Here is a 1,013-nt window from a genome sequence, read left to right as displayed (position 1 = left end):
CTCCTCAGGGGCGGTACTGTTTACGTTGACGATGGCGGATGGCTCGCTTGCCGTAACGTCTTCTATTGGTTTGGCGGTTGTGGTGATGTTCTTGTTTAAAATCGTGGGTGCGAACTTATTCCGTATCTACCTAAACATCACCGAAGGTACAGAAGACAAGCACGAGCAAAGCAAATCTGCGAACTTAAAAGAGGAGACTGCGTAATGAGTGATTGAAAATTAATTAAGCCGATTGTGACGGATATTTTCGTTGAAGGCGCTAAAAAAGGCTGGGTTATTGCGACAACATCAACCGTACCTAACGTTCTTATCGCGTTTGTCATCATTAAAGCGTTGCAGATCACTGGCGCGTTGGATTTGATGGGCTCGGTGTTTTCTCCAGTAATGGCGGTTTTTGGTTTGCCAGGTGAAGCGGCAGCGGTGCTGATTGGTGCTTGGATGTCGATGGGCGGCGCAGTTGGCGTGGTTATCACATTGTTTGACCAAGGCATCTTGAACGGTACGCACATCGCGATTCTTGCACCTGCAATTTACCTAATGGGCTCACAGGTTCAGTACATGGGTCGAATTATGGGACCTATCGGTACTGAAGGTCGTTACATCCCAATCATGATTGCGATTTCCGTATTGAACGCATTTGGCGCAATGCTAGTCATGAACTTATTTGTTTAGGGGGCAATCATGCAGTTTTCTCTCAATGAATATCTCGAAGAACTTCGTCCTCTCATCAATGTCGATTGTGGCACGTACACCACTGATGGCATTGAGTTCATCGCTTCTCAATTTGAAGAGAAGTACCAAGTGATGTCTGGTTGGAGCGTAAAACGCATCGACTGTGGCAGAGCGGGCATCGGTCTTGAAGTTCGAAACAAGCCTGAGGCTGAGCAAGTTGACGTGATGCTGATTGGTCACATGGATACAGTGTTCCCTGTCGGCACCGCTGGATTACGTCCTATGTCTCAAGACGCTGACAAAGCGTACGGTCCGGGTGTCTCGGACATGAAATCTGGCTT

The 1,013-nt window shown here is 47.8% G+C and carries 1 protein-coding gene and 2 pseudogenes; all 3 read left to right on the top strand.

Translation table 11 applies throughout. The features are described from left to right. Positions 1-205, top strand: a pseudogene (locus R7P72_RS26265) (YjiH family protein); the annotation flags it as partial. Between the two features lie 17 nt (positions 206-222). Further along, on the top strand, positions 223-672 hold the full coding sequence (locus R7P72_RS26260; protein WP_318111212.1) for a YjiG family protein: 450 nt from the start codon (positions 223-225) through the stop codon (positions 670-672). A gap of 9 nt (positions 673-681) precedes the next feature. After that, positions 682-1,013, top strand: a pseudogene (locus tag R7P72_RS26255) (M20 family peptidase); the annotation flags it as partial.

It is taken from the genome of Vibrio sp. Vb0888, assembly GCF_033338835.1.
GTDB classification, from domain to species: domain Bacteria; phylum Pseudomonadota; class Gammaproteobacteria; order Enterobacterales; family Vibrionaceae; genus Vibrio; species Vibrio alginolyticus.
The sequence above is the reverse complement of the archived record's forward strand: the minus strand, read 5'-3'. Positions and strand labels throughout refer to the sequence as shown.